Consider the following 16082-nt stretch of genomic DNA (forward strand, 5'->3'; position numbering starts at 1 on the left):
TGAATAGGCTAGCGAAGGTGATGGCGAATGTGCTTCGTATTTTTGTATTGCTTTTAAAATTATTATCGATATTATATCAAAATGGCTGAACTTTATTCGCTAGATACCACTGATCGCCGATTGATTGACGCCATGCAGAAGGACGGACGAATCACAAATCTGGATCTCGCAAAGTCTTGCGGAATCTCGCCAGCCGCCTGTCATGACCGTGTCAAAAGGCTTCGTGAAACTGGTGTAATACGCGCCACAGTAGCCCTAATCGAACCCAAGGCATTGGACTGCGACTTGCTCATATTCGTTGAGGTTTTGTTGGATCGAACGACAGATGATGTCTTTCGCGCATTTGCCGAACATGTGGCTTCAATCCCGGAAATCCTAGAATGCCATATGGTGGCAGGCGGGTTCGACTATCTCATCAAGGCAAGGGTGTCGGATATGACAGCCTACCGCACTTTTCTCGGGCACATTCTTGCCTCGGTCCCAGGCGTTCGCGAAACTCGCACGTATGCGGTGCTCGAAAAGGTCAAGGAGACAACACACCTTCCGGTCACAATGGCATAATCGTGAGTTTGATCGAAAGCGTCGCAATGAACGAAACCAAAAAATTCAAGCAATCCAGTCTACTTGATCCTGCGGTCGTGGCTGGAGATGCCGTCAAATAGTGCTCACCCGGTCAGGACACGGAATTGCTTCCGGAGGCGCTCGTGACGCTTGATAGCGTCTCTCCCCAAGGCTGGGAGCGATACACTAAAGCATTGCACCGAACGTAGGACCTTTTCTTCAACAACCAGATCAACAAGTTGAAACTTCGGGTGGTGCCGGAATTCCCTGAAGGTGTGTCAACTCTTAGTCCGGACGAGCCGGGCATCCCCAACTTTGAAAAGCTCTCCGATCTTTTGTTTACAACAACCGGGTGGCGTATCGTCGCAGTGCCCGGATTAATCTCGGACCAAGAATTTTGCGATCATTTAGCGAAGTGCCGATGTGTTTCCGGTCGGTTTATTCGCCAACCCGATCAAGTGGATTATCTTCAAGAACCAGACATCTTTTACGATGTGCTTGGACACGTATCGTTGCTGGAAAATCCTATTTTCGCCGCATACATGCAGGCCTTTGGAAAGGGCGGCCTCAGAGCTGAAGGCTATGGAGCATTGAAGAGGCTAGCCAGAATGTATTGGCACACAGTTGGATTTGGCCTGGTTCAATCTGATGGAGGCCAAAAGATATACGGTGCTGGAATAGCTTCCTAGGTTAGGGAAACTCATTTTTCGCTTGAAAGCCCTTCGCCGCATCGGTTGGGGTTCAACTTAGCCCGTCTGATGCGGACCCTCTATCGTATCGACGATTGCCAACCATCGTTCTTAGTGATCGACAGTTTTGAGGATCTGATACGGCAGACTTTAGAGACCGATTTCGAACCCCATTACTCGTCGGCCGCGGAATTGGCTGACTATGAGCTTGACGAAATCGTTCGTGAGGATTTGGTGTTCAATATCGGTACGCAGGCTCATGCCAGAGCAAAGTCCGTGCCTGCTTGGGCAATAAGTGGTTAGCTCTTGTTTCAAGCGGCAAGGCGCAGGCATGGCCCAATTCGATCACAAGGGTACTGTCAAAGCAATTGCACCTGATTGCAAAGCGAGCTGGTGAGGGTAGGGCTTTGCGATGCCCCGACCTTGCATAGCAGCCGGCCCGTTTCGCTATTTCAACTCGTCACCCGAGATCATCCGCCTGGTCGGGATGATGTATGTGCGGTTTCCCTTGAGCCTTCGAAATGTTGAAGACCTGCTGATTGAACGCGGGATCGACCTTTGCCGCGAGACGGTGAGGCTTTGGTGGAACCGTTTCGGCCCAATGTTCGCTGCTGATATCCGGCGCCAGCAGATCAATGCGATGCGCGGCTTTCGGCAGTGGCGCTGGCACCTCGATGAGGAGTTCGTGAAAATCAACGGTGAGCGGCATTATCTGTGGCGTGCGGTAAATCACGGAGGCGAGATATTCGAGAGCTATGTCACGAAAAAGCGCGACAAGGCTGCAGCTTTGACTTTCCTGAAGAAGGCGCTGAAGCGGCACGAACGCATGGAAACAATCGTCACTGACGGGATGCGATCCGACCCTGCCGCCATGCGGGAGTTGGGCAAACTAGATCGGCGCGAGGTGGGGTGTTGGTTCAACAATCGAGCCGAGCACTCACACTTGTTATTCCAACGACGGGAACGGGCCATGCAGCGATTTCGATGAATGAAATCGCTCCAGATGTTCGCCTCGGTCCATGCCAACGTCCACAACCATTCTAACCTGCAGCGCCAATCAATTTGCTAGAATGCATTACAGATTCCTTACGGGAAGTCTGCATGTCAGGTACCTAAGAGACTTTTTCCATTCGCAATCCACCCGTGAGCAAAACCGCTGCTGCACACAAAGCATATGCGATCATTAATGCGAAGGTGAGCGTTTGGGATGGCACGGAAGCGAATGAGTCTGAGCCGGAAGAAAGAGGAAGGCCAAAGGGGACCGAGTTAATCCCGCTGTGAATCATAATCGCTGGCAGTGTGCTGCCCGTCTTCAGATAGAAGTGGGTCATGATGATCGAGATCGCTACGTTTCCGATAATCATATAGGAGGTGAAAATCGGAAGTTGCCTTGTCCAAAACTGAGGCGATGCTGCTAGCTCATCTCTGCTCACGAGCAACGGTGAGAAGGGTACTGCATGGTGCCAAATGATCCACAGCACAGCTATCAGTATCGCTGCCTTAATCGGGGATACACCACTGTTGAGGAGGTGAGGGAGAAGAAATCCACGATAACCGGCTACTTCTTCCAGAACACCGCCGGGATTGAGAGTTAGGCCGACTAGGATCGCCGCCAGCAGCGCGGTTAATTTGACCCCCGCAAACGGACTCGGACCATCGACGCCATTTATCATCAAATGAGCAGCGATCCACATCAGGCACAGTAAAAGGAACAAAAAAACAATTTTTACATATGCACTGACGGCCTTCCGAACATCAATTCCATGGCGCCAAGGGCGTAGCCGGCCAAATATTTCGGTTACACCTTGACGTCCCCAGCCCATCGCAGCAACCGTCAAGCCGGCAAGCGAGGGAGAAGCGCCGTATCCGAAGAACATTATAAGCACAGGATTATCAGGTATCCGGATCAAACCCAGCGGTAATGCGATATATCCAAACTCTCGCAATTGGCGCCCTTCGACGATCGGAGCGTCAAGGCCAAATGCAAATGGCAGCAAAACGAAAAAGCCGAAGCCATATATCATTAGCAACGCCGCAAAAACGGCAAGTGGTCTGCGCTGAACGAATTCCCTCATCTTAATGTCTCCCAATATTGTGGGTCTGCCCACTTGCCAGAATTGCTCACCAGTATGCCGTATGTCTCTGATTTCTTGCCAACTTGGTCCGATCAAAGGCTGGCCTCATCTCCCAGTTGGCACGATCCCGGCAAACTAAAGTCGTATGGCAATTGGGCTGCAGGGCGCCATATTTCGATGCAATTCTAGATATTTGGCTAGAATGTGCTGTTCAAACTGTGAAACCCATCACGATCGCAGCGATTACCGTCATATCGGCATTAGTAACGTCGACATTTGCTCGCAGCGCAGTGCCGCACGTGCACAGGCCCTTCCAAATTATCAACTTTCATTCCCGGTCATTGCCATCGCTACTGGACTGCGCCTACCAAGCAGCCGACTTATCGAATTGAGTTGATGGCGCCAACTAGTGGTGCTTACCAAAAATTGCCTAATTTCAGATCCAATTCGCATCCGATCTCCATTGTCAAATTCGCGCGTGAAACAACGTGCGAGACACTCCCAATTCAGTAAACGACCTCCACTGCGGATCAGAATATCACCTGCACCTGAACGACGCTGCGAAACTTTTTGCATACCGTATACTTAAATTCAAGGCGCGATTTGAAAACTAACTGCTTCGATCTATGTGGCCTGGCTGCGGACAATGAGGGAAAGCTGGCCCTGCGTTCGGATAACCCTGAACTACAAAGTTGATTTCGCATACGAAATACGATAATACAAATCCCGTTAATGACTCGGGAGACGAAAATGGACTTCGCACTTGCCGGAATGAAAGAAGATTTGGCGAAACAGCTTGCCACCATCAGGGAGCTTGGTCTGATGGAGAACCTCGCCGAGCTGGCGGCCCAAGGCTATACCGTCGTGCCACCTGAAAAAGTGGCGCCAAGTTCAGACATCGCTGCGGCTCGTGATCGTTTGCTGGAAATTGCACGCGATGGAGGTGCGTTTGAGAGTGGTGAGAGCAATTTTCGCCCCGGTTTCTCTTATACGGTTTGGCTCCCTCTGGTTCAGGGCAATATATTTGAGAAATTCTTACTGAACCCAGCGGCGCTTGCACTTAGCAGCTACTTGCTCGGCAGCAGCATGGTGCTGAACAATAGTTTGGGATTTGTGAAGGGGCGTTCCGGCGATTCCTTTTACCGAATTCACACAGACAGCCTTATGATTCCCGATCCGTTTCCCCCCTACGCGCAGATTGTCAACTGCACTTTCATGTTAACGGATTATACCTTGGAGCGTGGCTGCATCGGAATTGTGCCCGGAAGTCACCGATATCTCCGCCATCCCACCGCTGATGAGGAAAAAGCATACGAATTACTGGAGCCGATCGAGGCTCCAGCTGGATCGCTACTTATCCTGCCCGCATATACTTGGCACGGCGCATTCCCAAACCTGACCGACGACACACGCGTCACCCTAGTGCAGGCATTCAGCCGAATCCACATAACGCCGTCAATCGATCGCAACATTCCGCAGGATATTATCGAACGGAACCCAGACAGATTTGCTAAATTGCTAGGCCGCGATCTGATTACAGGATTTGGTACCGAGGGACCTCAAATGAGTCGGTATGAGGACATGTACATGATTGAGCGCAACCCCCTCTCATAAGACCCGTTTTGGAGCAGGTGCACGAGTAAATGCTCTAGGGTGCGTGTTTAAGTTGGGTAGAAAAATTGGTCATTCCCCAGATCAATTCGGCATCTCGAATTACTGCTCCGCAAGGAACAACCATATGATCTCTACGCTCGCAGATGTTCCTCGCATGGCCGCCCATCGGTTCGGTGAGCGCATCGCTGTCGAATGCGGCAGGGAAAAGCTAAGCTTTGTCGAAATTGACCGCTTGTCAGATTTCATTGCATCAGATCTGGATATCAAAAAAAGTGATCGGGTTATTCTCTTCGGAGAGAACAGCACCTCCTGGATTACTCACTTTTATGGCATCCTCAAAGCAGGAGGCATTGTTGTGCCCGTCAATGCCTTGCTTACACATGAAGAAGTTGCTGTGATTGCGGCACATTGTGGTGCCAATACGGTAATCGTTTCGCCCGCGGTTCGGAATAAAATCGGCGATGGGCTACCCGGGCTTTCCCTTTTGTCTTGGGACAGAACGGTCGAAGCCACCAGCTATGTGCCACAAGTGATCTTGGACACCCAGCCCGCCGCGATCTGCTATACTTCAGGAACCACTGGAACGCCCAAGGGCGCGACGCTTACGCATCGGAACATGCTTTCAAACGCCCTCCTAACCGCGACGATGCACGTCAAGAACGAACGAGACGTAATGCTTAGCGCCCTGCCATGCTCCCATGTCTACGGCAACGTCGTCATGCAATCGACCTTTCTGTCTGGCGCAAAATTGAACTTGTTCGCGAATTTCGAACCTGGAGCCATGCTGGATGCAATTGAGCAACAGAAAGTGACGATCTTTGAGGGTGTGCCAACGATGTATTACTATCTGTTGGCCGAGAATCTTGAGGCAAGAGATCTATCTTCACTGCGCCTTTGCACCGTTGGAGGTCAGGCCATGCCTGTTGAAAGGATGAAAATGGCGCAGCGTCGCCTTGGCGCCAACCTCGTCGAGTTATGGGGAATGACCGAGCTGGCTGGTGTCGGCATGACTCACAGCGCCATAGCTGCGACAATCGGAGAAGCACCATTTGGCTCGATCGGCACGACATTGCCCTCATTAGAGGCAAGACTCATGAGTTTGACAAAACAGGGCGACCTCGCCGTGGAGGGCGAGGTCGGCGAACTGCAAATCCGTGGGCCTATTGTTATGCAAGGATACTGGAACGCAAAGGAAGCAACAGATGCCGCGATCGACGCGGACGGCTGGTTGGCAACCGGCGACATAGCGACGGCGGATAGCGCAGGTAATTACAAGATCGTGGATCGTAAGAAAGACATGATTCTGACTGCGGGATATAATATCTTTCCGACCGAACTCGAAGCGGTGATCGCGACCCACAGAGCCGTGTCGATGGTTGCCGTGGTTGGCATACCCGATCAACTCAAGGGCGAAATCCCTCGGGCGGTAATTGTTCCCAAAGATGGATACAATATCGACGTCGCCGAATTGGACGCGCATTGTCGCGCCAAGCTTGCCTCATACAAGATCCCCCGTGAGTTCGTATTTGTCTCTGAACTGCCCAAAACGAGCTCAGGCAAAGTCCTACGCCGTGCACTGAAGGAAACCTGATCGTGCCTACGAATTCTGTTGGAGGCCAGTGTCACCCATGCTGCCAATGCCGAGACCCAGAGACAAATTTATTCGGGAGTTAAGTAATGGATTTTGAGAATAGCTACCAGATGCTCATTAACGGGAAGCTTGTCAGCACTCCCACCAATTTTGAAGTACTCAATCCCGCAACTGAAGAGGTGATAGCTCGTGCACCCTGCGCGACGCGCGATCTGCTACGGGACGCGGTAACTGCGGCGAGGAATGCATTTCCTATATGGAGAGATACGCCTATTGCGGAGCGTCAGCGCGTCGTTCGGCAAATTGGAACGGCAATCGAAACCAATGCAGATGCGTTGAAGCGCCTCCTGACCCTTGAACAGGGTAAAGCTCGCGCAGGAGCCGACTGGGAGATTGATGGCTCGGCAGCTTGGTGCGCGGCGATCTCAGAGCAATCGCTCACGCCTGAAATCATCGAAAATGAGAAAAACCATTTTGTTGAAACGCGCCGCGTTCCATTGGGCGTTATCGGTGCAATCACACCTTGGAATTTTCCCGTGTTACTTGCCATTTGGAAAATCGCTCCGGCTCTTCTCACTGGCAACACTATGATCTTGAAGCCCTCTCCTTTTACTCCGCTGACCAGTCTCAAGCTAGGAGAGTTGGTACAGAGCATCGTCCCCCCGGGCGTACTCAATGTCTTATCGGGCGGAGATGAACTCGGGAGCTGGATCTCAAGCCATCCTGATATCGATAAGATCAGCTTTACCGGATCGACGTCAACTGGCAAAAAAATTGTGCAAGCGGCGAGCAACACCTTGAAGAGGGTCACTCTTGAGCTGGGTGGCAATGATCCCGCGATTGTAATGCCCGACGTCGATCCGACTGCGATCGCAAAGGAATTATTTTGGGCTGCATTCCAAAACAGCGCGCAGTTCTGTGTAGCAGCCAAGAGAATTTATATTCACGAGGACATCTACGATGCTGTGCGTGACGAACTCGTTACCTATGCCAAGACGATAAAAATCGGTAACGGAAGTCATCAAGGAACCGAGCTCGGTCCAATACAGAACCGGATGCAATACGAGAAGCTGAAGGACCTGATCGCCGACATCAAATCTAATGGTAGTAAAATTGCGCTTGGTGGCGACGTCCCTGTAGGCCAAGGTTACTTTGTGCCAATCACAATCGTGGACGACCCTTCCGAAGACTCACGGATTGTAAAGGAAGAGGCATTTGGACCAATCCTTCCACTTCTGAAGTTCAACGACATCAACGACGTGATCGCTCGCGCCAACGACACACATTATGGACTGGCAGCTTCTGTCTGGTCGAATGATCTCGCACTTGCTCGCAAAGTTGCCGAGCGAATAGAGGCCGGCACGGTTTGGATTAATGAAGTACACGTGTTCGGCCCGCACATAGCATTTGGCGGTCACAAGCAATCTGGAATAGGAGTTGAGAATGCGCGCGAAGGCTTGGCCGAGTATACTAATTCGCAAACAATCATGCAGCGTCAGCTTATTTAAATCAATGCAGCTAAGAAGCGCGATTCGAGTGTCTGAGTTTCCAGTCAATCCTGCGGCATTGAGGAGGCGCAGAAGTTGTTCGAGCGATCGGTGCCTATGACGAGCGCTGTCGAGTTGTTAGGTCTTTGGGTTCCATCACTAATGCCATATATCCTAGCTCTTCTCATGGGGGGCGTCGGGCTGAGCGTTAGTCTGACACAGCTGGCCGAAAGTGCCATTCGATGGCGCTTACTCGCTGCAGTGACGGTTTCCATGCAACTAGTTCTGCCGCTATTTGTGCTGTGCGCAGTGACCATGTCGGGGCTGAGCCCTGCGATCGCTATCGGAACCGTCGTTCTGGCCAGTTGTCCTGGCGGTTTGTTCTCGAACTATCTGACTGCTGTTGCCCGGGCGAATACCGCCCTTTCGATAACGCTCACCACCTACACCACGATTATCTACACATTCACTGCCCCATTCTGGGCATGGGTCGCGATGTCGCAATTTGCGCTTAAGGATATGTCGCCGCTGGTCGACTATCAACCCATTAATGTATTTGTTTCTCTTCTACTTTCGGTTTTGTTGCCAGTTCTAGGCGGCTCCACGCTGCGTAGCTGGCGACCAACATTTGCGGACCGTTTCGGGCCGGCTGTAACGAACTTTGGAGCAACAATGTTGATCGTCGCATATGCCGCACTGACCTATCGAAATTCCGACGAGATCGAGCGAAGTTTGCAAGAGGCGATCGCGCCTGTAATCGGGTTTCTGCTCATATCAGTATTGATGTCGCTTGTTCTTGCAAAGCTCATGAAGCTCAATGGTGCCGACAGCGCAGCACTCTCGATAGAACATGTGGTTCGTCAGGAGGGCACAGGGATCATGATTGTCGCCTCCTTTATCGGAGTGCCGCTCGCGGCGCTTCCAATGCTGCTCAGTTCTTTGCTTGGTCTCGCAGTCGCAGTTCTAATTGTCTTCGCGTCCCGATTAGGTGCTTGGCAGCCGAACAGGCAACAGGTATGATAAGCCGATTGCCAACCAGAAGTTCGCTACTTGCTCGGGCCTACGGCGCAGGAGTGACACCAGCAGGCATCGCGCTACCATCCGAGGGACTAGCTAGGATTTATCCAGGCGTATTTTCAGCTTTCGACACTAGCGCGTCCGAGCTCCCTGAGACAGAATGGATCGACTTGGGAATCGGTCTTAACTCGCTGCCCCCACCAGAAGCGATCAATGCTTTGAGAGAAAGTGGATCAGGCGACCCCCAACAAGAGCTGCGCCAAGCAATCCATTGTAAGTATCGCGAGGAACAACGGCTCGAATTTGATCCACTATGCAATATCCTTTTGACAGGGGGTGCACGCGTAGGAATCGCAGTTGCCATGCTCGGTCTCGTCGATCCTGGCGATATTGTAGTCATCCCGGATCCCGATTACATCGGCTTGGTCCATATGGCCGAGGCAGTTGGGGCGAGTGTTCGCAGATTTCCCATTATACTCCCGGCGAGCGGGCGCCTAACTATAGATTTTGACTGCCTAGCCGAAGCGCTGGTCGGAGCGCGTATGTTTGCGTTTACGAACCCAAATAATCCGATGGGGGGGATCTGGCGAGAGGAAGACCTAAGGGAGTTGTCAAGAATTGCCGATCGCAACGGAACCCTGCTTTTGTGCAGCGAAATCTACGACAAACTGATTTTCGAAAGCCGGCCTTTCGTTTCGCTATTAGCGAATGCAAACTTGGACCATACGCTCGTAATAAATGGGACAGCAAAAGCCTATAATCTTGCCGGTTTCGGCGTCGGTTGGATGGTTTGTGGGAGTGCCCTGCATGCCTACCTCCAAGATCTCATGATTTTGACACATCAGGCAGCTCCAGGAGTGCCTTCTATGAGAGCTGCCTCTGCAGTCTTAGCCCCAGGCGTTCGTGACTCGCTACCAGAATCTCAGGTTGGCATCATGCGGAAAGTGGCCCGCCGTTACCAGGATTTACTTCGTCGGCACACAGCTTCGGGAATCAACCTACCGCAAGGCGGGCAATTTGTGTTTCCAGATTTTGCCACTGACGACCTTGCCTTGGCGATACAACTGAGACGCGAAGCTGGGGTGCTTACTGTTCCCGGACAAATTTGGGGGATCTCGGGCCGCGGGCACCTGCGACTATCGTTGAATCCAGATCCGACGCGCTTTGAGGAAGGCTTGGAGCGCTTCGATAGAATCCTCTGTAGCTCTCTGCTCAAAGAGGCGAAGCAGATCTAACATTGAAGAAATATAAAAACACCAAGACTAAGCGGTCTCAAATTAAAAAATTGCGGTCTAGACATAACACGCCTGCAGAGATTTAGAATTTTCAAGCAGGCCCCACGACCATCTTATTATCTAACCAAATCACGCTTTCATAGCCACCACTGCCTCGAGTTTGTTTCTTGCGTCTCGCCAATGGGATTCAATCAACGTCGCGGCAGCCTCGCCATCGCCAGAATCGATGGCCCGTGCAATCGCAATATGTTGCTCTCGAGCCTCTTCGATTTGTCCTGCAGCGTAGCCCATAACGAGTCGCTCCTCGCGCAGAGACAGAGTTGCAGGATTGGGTCTCGCTCTGAGCAGATGCTCTGATTGCGCAGCCCGCACCACTTGGAGATGAAAATCAAGTTCAGGATTATTATAAGGTGGGTGGACTGGACCGTTCAATGCCGCGTTTAGTATACCCCGCTTCATATTTGGATCGGCTCGCTCGGCCGCAAGTTTGGCCGCAAGCTTCTCAAGCGTGCAGATAATATCAAGCAAATCCAAAATATCGCGGAAAGACGGCTCAGTGACCTTGTATCCGCGCCGCAATTGCTCGACCAAGCCTAGCGCTCGCAACTTTGCCAACGCGTCACGCAGCGGCGTTCTGCTGATTCCTAGCTCCTCTGCCAGTCGGTCCAATACCAACCGCTCGCCCGGTTGATACACACCAGCCTGAATTGCCTCTTCGATCCGCGTGGCCACTTGATCGGCAAGATCATGCCGCTGAACTGGAGAAACTTTTCGTAGGAATGAATCACTTTGATCAATCATGCGCCGCTTCGTATACGAAACCCCAAGATCTGCCAAGCGCTTTGGAGATACGCCTAATTGGTGGTGAATTGCCATCTTAGAGTGGGCTGCCGGTTTGGTGAGACTGCCGGCAACTCGAAGCGCTTGGGATTGGCGGTAACTCCCTGCGAACTTCCCATTGCAAGGTCGTAAGTCGATGAAAGCGAAGCGCTCTCTTTAAGGAACAGATGGCAGCAGTATTGAAGCAGGCCAACTTGCGCTTGCCGAAGGTGAATCTAATTTGCTTGATTTAGTTTATCGACCAGACATTTTTCCGGCGGGTGAGACAGCGCGGCGTTTTAGATTGGCTACTGCAAAATGTTACTTCAGTTGCTCCAGTCGCTTTTGCGCTCAAACTAGTATCGCCCAGAAAGCAGCGCTCCCGCATTGGGGATATCCTTGCCTTGCGTCAGGAGGACATGTGACACTGCTTCTGAAAATCGTGACTGACGGCGCTCAAGCTGGAGTGATGCTAGCCAATTGGCACGATCCGGCGCAGACTGGGCCTTGGGCGAGACACGAAAACAGCGAAGATTAAATTTGACATAACATCTGTTATTGTCGCTTGTCCCTGTAAGCGCCAATTCGAAATGTCACCGCAGACATTCACAACTGGCGCACTTGTGGATGGCCCCTTTTCCAAAAACCGCGCCAGTTCGGCACCATCCGGATGCTTGGCCCCATGGCGTTCTAGGACTTCTGTGATTCCATTATCCAAACCCTGCCGTTTCCCGACTGGCGTTGATATTTCTCGCACAGCAAAGGCGCACATCAGACCTCAATCGGGCCGGATGCATTCATTTCACGAAACCGATTTATGGAACGTTGAGCAACCGATTGCTACGCGCGCACTATCAGGGACGTCATGTATCATGATTGCCCTTCAGCACTGACGGCAAGCGACGGTCACACTTCAGCGAAATCCCAGAGCGCGCTATAGTCGGGAAGGGATTTACCATTGATCGCCCAACGTGAAGTTGGGTTTCGCTGCGCTTATGAGATCAACTTTCTTAGCTATCGAGTAGCGTGCAGTTGGGCCCGACATGTGCGATATGCGGCTTGTGGACTTCACTTGAGCAAATGAACAAGGTAGGGTTCTGGCTCGAGGCGCACTGTCGAACGAGGCTCTGCATTGCGGCAATGACCCACGCAGTTGGTCGGCCACGATCAACAACTTGTCATCGTCTCGATTTGCCATTTTTAGCGAAGACATTCGCAAGCTATACCCTTGGCCCAGTTAGACTCCCGGCTCCAAGAATGCTCCTACCCACACACGCCCATCAGTCCCCGCGCTCCCATATAGCAACCAACCCAAACGCCGCATTCGCCGAGCCCCGCTACCTTGCTATCAAAAACACCCTGTTCATTGCCAACGCCACCTGCGCCTGAACGCCGGGAGGCTTTCGAAATGCCTGAGGAATTTGGGAATGCCTGAGGAATTTGAAAAATCCAGATACTCACGAAAACTGGTGCCCCATTGAGCCGCCGCGTTCACAACTCCCGGATCCCGCCGGAACCATATTACCCTGACGCCATTCAGTTGAACCATCTCCTTCCGCAGGAAGAAATAAGGTGAAGCTGGCTGCGTAGCAGACAGCTTTACCCTACCGGCCCGAAGGGCCGGTTATAACGCCGGGGAATTCGCTTGAGCTGGGAATCCTGCTTACTCTATTCAGGCTCAGTCCGATGTGATTTTAATATTTATAGGGACCCTCCGGATCTATCCGCGCCGGAGCGTCAGCGACGGCGCATATCTCTTTCGTTTTAACGAAAGAATACATAAAAGTCGGACCGGATTGTATCCGGTCAATTTATTGTAATTATTGTATAAAAATATGGCCTTAGATTCCACCGCACTTCAGCGTCGGGCTTTTTGTAGGGGGTGAAATACGGCCGTTAGCGTGCTGGCGCAGGCATTTTGCTGTAGGGGGTGAATTGGCCCTCCAAACCCCGCCGATCACGAAACGCCATGCGAGAACGAAAGGTGCGTGGATGCCCAATTTGTTGCGGCCTCTCGCGCACTAGCACATAGCTTGGGATGATCAGGGCACGATCGCGTTGGGATCGAATGGCGCCCACAACATCAAGCCACTGACGCGGATCGGGCGCTTCTCCATCGCATCGATGCGCTTGAAGTCGTCCACAAGTCTGGCGCGTAGGGAATCGTGCGCCATGCCGTTCGCCCAGTTGTGCTCCTCCATGAACTTGGCGACCTTGCCCGCTGAGACGGTCTTGTATCGTGTCTTCAAAAGGTAGCGCGCTGCCCAGGCACTGGCGATGAGTTCGGCGGAATGGTCGGCGAGCTTTGTGATCCAATGTGGAGCGCCGGGAACATGCCGCGCAAGGTTGAGCAGATTTGCTCGCTCCCAGCGGGTCGCAATCACAGCTCTAGCCAATTCACGATCGACAATTCCCGCGGCCCGTGCACGCTTGCGCTCCTTGCGCTTTCGTTCGGCGTCTTTTGCCTTCAGCGCCTCAGCTTCGATCGCCCAGAGTGCGGCCAACCCGGCATCATTGCTGCTTGTGAAGGTATGGGTGCGGGCCGCCTGGACGAGCTTTGTCCAACAGCCCCGCGCGGCATGCTCAGATGCCTTAGTTGCGAATATGGCTCTTCCGCCTTTTCGGTTCCACTCGATTACGGCGGTCTCGATTTCAGGCACCGCCATGATGCGCGCGTTGCATACGGATATGCATGCCTCACGGACTTTGCATCGGCCGCAACGTGATGGAACCATCTTCTTGGCAATTTTTGACCATACTTCCGTCTCGCCATGGCGGAGATAGGCGGTGATGATTCCAAAACAGGGCTTGCCGACCAACTCGGGCATCTTCTCGATATGGCCGTCCGCCGTGATTTGCACATCCTTGATGTCAAACGGGGTGTCGTTCCTGACGCTGACGCGCTTTTTGCGATGTGTGTAGGGTTCCTTATCCTTGAACCGCCAGATCTTCTGATCGTAACTTTTAAGGTCAAGAAGCATGAGGTTCATCTCGAGCCCATGGTCGCCATAGGGAAAGCTGGCAAGGGGGACCTGTCATTCGTGGTGACCAAACTCATGATTCAATTTCTCGGAACTGTTGGAGGTGAGTTCACTAAGCGGCCCGCTGCCAAAATATCGAATTTACTCCAGACGAGAATGCCCCTGATCGTTATGGGGTCGCCATCGATCCAATCGATGCGCTCCAAGTAATCCTCTACCTCGACCAGAAGCCGTTTGAAGGCGTATCCCTCACACCACTCATACTTCATCATGACCTCCGATGTGGTCCTGACCATCTCTCGTCCTACATGCGGCTGAGATCGAGAAGAGTTGGCCAGAATTCGGGCAGCCCACGCGCTGACTAGAAACCTGATAGAGCCGTCGGAAAGAGCGCTCATCCACGTTCCAGGCTCGCTGGAGCGACAGGCTTTTTTCATTGACCGGATGCGTTTACTCCGCTCGATGTGCAGCGCGTCAATCAAATCGAGATCGTCCCCGACGAAATAGGGTTCGTGATTGATAGATCTGTTGTGTCGACGATACCGGGTCATTTCATATCTCTTCCAAAGCTCTTGGCGTATTTTTCGTATTTCTCGCTTTCGCGCGGCCTCTCTCGCAGGAAAGCCGTCGTCCTGTTCGGCCCAATAAGCCACGACCCTCTTGTCGTTGACACTCTTGAAATCTGCCTCGATCGCTTGCTTTACGATATTGGCCCATGGCGCCAGCATTGACGGCAATTCCTTGCCCCTGAAAAGCTTGCTCCCGCCGGCTGCATACCACTGACGCACGGCGTCGCTGAGGTTGAAGTTGGCCAACATCCGTTTTTGGTTAACTTTGATGCAAGCTTCTCTAACTCCGCAACGGCCGCATCGGCTTCCAGAAACTTTGGCCAGTTGACCTTCCTTGGTAGGGTGACCTACTCCATGACGTAAATAGGCAGTGATCACGCCGAAGCAGGGTTTGCCGAAGAGCAGTGGTTGCCTGATTATATCCCCGTCACGGTTGACCCTAATCCTGGTTGCATCAAACGTGACACCATTTTTGATCGATATGGCTCGTCGATCCACCTTGAGGGGGTCGGAGCCAGCGAAATGCATGGTACGCTCCTTGAGGCTCAGCTTATCGATTTTTCTGATTGGCATTTGTGAGCCATGCCCTGCCGGCGAGCGGTGTGGAAGGGTAAATGCGGTCACGGATTTTTGCGCCCAAAAAACCTTAAAATAATTCGGCCTGACGGTGCCATTGGTAGCCAGGCCATTATTGCGTCAGGTGCGCTGTCAGCCACTTCCGAGCGATTTTGCTGCTGAACTGGTTGGAGTAAACACAATGAGTTCGTTAGCATCTGACACGACCACCACGATCGATCCATGGTGGCTAACCAACATTGCCAAGATTCAGTTCGCCATGGTGGCGGGGATCGCCGTTGCCTATGATTTGGCAAATGGCGAAGGCAGCTACAACGAATTGGCCAGGCAAGGAGACGTGTATCTCAGTGCCGAGCAACTTCTTGTAGCATGTATGAAGGTCGAGAACGACCAACTCAGCGGTCCCGAACTTGCTTTCCTCCATATCAGGCAGGGGATGACCGCTGGGCAGGTGGCATTGGAGGTTCTAGGCGCATTCGGAGGTTTTGGGAGGTTGCGAGCCGAAGACCCGGAAGCGACGGTTGACCTGGAGACTTTCCTCGAACCTCTTCTCCTGGGTTTTGATGCCAAGGGCCTCGGAGGTTTGGCGCGCATGCTGGTCCAAGGAAATCAGATTGCCTATTCCTTGGCAAGCGGGCGTGAGTTCGATCGCTTTCTGATTGAGGCCAAAGGCAATGGGTTCGAGGAGGAGATGAACGACATCTGCAACAATGTGCTGTCGTCGTTCAATGCTCCCGTCTGGGATCTTTCGACACCTGAGCTTCAGGCGGTCACGATAGCCTACAAGGCGTATCAAATGGCACTGCTGCTTGGTCACCGGGCCACCGGCGATTGGATAGCCGGGGATATGCCCATGGCCGCGTAACCT

13 protein-coding genes and 1 pseudogene are annotated in these 16082 nt (G+C 52.4%); 10 read left to right on the forward strand and 4 right to left on the reverse strand.

What is annotated here, in order from left to right; genetic code table 11:
- Positions 1-81 precede the first annotated feature (81 nt).
- The 4 genes and pseudogenes from K0O24_RS06485 to K0O24_RS06495 all read left to right on the forward strand — a co-directional run.
- The gene (locus K0O24_RS06485) at positions 82-561 is read left to right on the forward strand and encodes an Lrp/AsnC ligand binding domain-containing protein (RefSeq protein ID WP_219895055.1); all 480 of its coding nucleotides are present in this window, start codon (positions 82-84) and stop codon (positions 559-561) included.
- A gap of 239 nt (positions 562-800) precedes the next feature.
- Positions 801-1250, forward strand: a complete 450-nt coding sequence (locus K0O24_RS16915; protein WP_343211264.1) for a hypothetical protein — start codon at positions 801-803, stop codon at positions 1248-1250.
- Between the two features lie 114 nt (positions 1251-1364).
- Positions 1365-1553: a hypothetical protein gene (locus K0O24_RS16920; RefSeq protein WP_343211265.1), complete on the forward strand. Its 189-nt coding sequence runs from the start codon at positions 1365-1367 to the stop codon at positions 1551-1553.
- Positions 1554-1662: 109 nt separating this feature from the next.
- Positions 1663-2313, forward strand: a pseudogene (locus K0O24_RS06495) (IS6 family transposase); the annotation flags it as partial.
- Positions 2314-2362: 49 nt separating this feature from the next.
- Here K0O24_RS06495 and K0O24_RS06500 read toward each other — a convergent pair.
- Positions 2363-3325 carry a CPBP family intramembrane glutamic endopeptidase gene (locus tag K0O24_RS06500; protein ID WP_219895056.1) on the reverse strand — a complete coding sequence of 321 codons (963 nt, stop codon included), beginning with the start codon at positions 3323-3325 and terminating at the stop codon, positions 2363-2365.
- A 750-nt stretch (positions 3326-4075) separates the two neighbouring features.
- Here K0O24_RS06500 and K0O24_RS06505 point away from each other — a divergent pair.
- The 5 genes from K0O24_RS06505 (at position 4076) to K0O24_RS06525 (ending at position 10269) form a co-directional block, all read left to right on the forward strand.
- On the forward strand, positions 4076-4939 hold the full coding sequence (locus K0O24_RS06505; RefSeq protein WP_219895057.1) for a phytanoyl-CoA dioxygenase family protein: 864 nt from the start codon (positions 4076-4078) through the stop codon (positions 4937-4939).
- A 124-nt stretch (positions 4940-5063) separates the two neighbouring features.
- Positions 5064-6530, forward strand: coding sequence for a class I adenylate-forming enzyme family protein (locus K0O24_RS06510; RefSeq protein ID WP_219895058.1), 1467 nt, complete (start codon positions 5064-5066; stop codon positions 6528-6530).
- A gap of 86 nt (positions 6531-6616) precedes the next feature.
- Positions 6617-8038, forward strand: coding sequence for an aldehyde dehydrogenase family protein (locus K0O24_RS06515; RefSeq protein WP_219895059.1), 1422 nt, complete (start codon positions 6617-6619; stop codon positions 8036-8038).
- Positions 8039-8134: 96 nt separating this feature from the next.
- A complete protein-coding gene (locus K0O24_RS06520; RefSeq protein WP_219895060.1) occupies positions 8135-9037 on the forward strand; it encodes a bile acid:sodium symporter family protein in 903 nt (300 codons plus the stop codon).
- 167 nt (positions 9038-9204) lie between these two features.
- Entirely contained in the window at positions 9205-10269 is a 1065-nt protein-coding gene (locus tag K0O24_RS06525; protein ID WP_219895061.1) for a pyridoxal phosphate-dependent aminotransferase, read from the forward strand.
- A gap of 129 nt (positions 10270-10398) precedes the next feature.
- Here K0O24_RS06525 and K0O24_RS06530 read toward each other — a convergent pair whose 3' ends face one another.
- The 3 genes from K0O24_RS06530 to K0O24_RS06540 all read right to left on the reverse strand — a co-directional run bounded on the left by K0O24_RS06530 (position 10399) and on the right by K0O24_RS06540 (position 15262).
- Positions 10399-11145, reverse strand: a complete 747-nt coding sequence (locus tag K0O24_RS06530; protein ID WP_219895062.1) for a GntR family transcriptional regulator — start codon at positions 11143-11145, stop codon at positions 10399-10401.
- A gap of 1985 nt (positions 11146-13130) precedes the next feature.
- On the reverse strand, positions 13131-14078 hold the full coding sequence (locus K0O24_RS06535; protein WP_219895063.1) for a hypothetical protein: 948 nt from the start codon (positions 14076-14078) through the stop codon (positions 13131-13133).
- 71 nt (positions 14079-14149) lie between these two features.
- Positions 14150-15262, reverse strand: coding sequence for a hypothetical protein (locus K0O24_RS06540; RefSeq protein ID WP_219895064.1), 1113 nt, complete (start codon positions 15260-15262; stop codon positions 14150-14152).
- Positions 15263-15395: 133 nt separating this feature from the next.
- Between K0O24_RS06540 and K0O24_RS06545 the strand changes: the two genes are divergently transcribed.
- Complete coding sequence (locus K0O24_RS06545; protein ID WP_219895065.1) at positions 15396-16079, forward strand: hypothetical protein; 684 nt, start codon at positions 15396-15398, stop codon at positions 16077-16079.
- Positions 16080-16082 lie beyond the last annotated feature (3 nt).

Origin of the sequence: Aquisediminimonas profunda, assembly GCF_019443285.1 — a bacterium.
Lineage (GTDB): Bacteria > Pseudomonadota > Alphaproteobacteria > Sphingomonadales > Sphingomonadaceae > Aquisediminimonas > Aquisediminimonas profunda.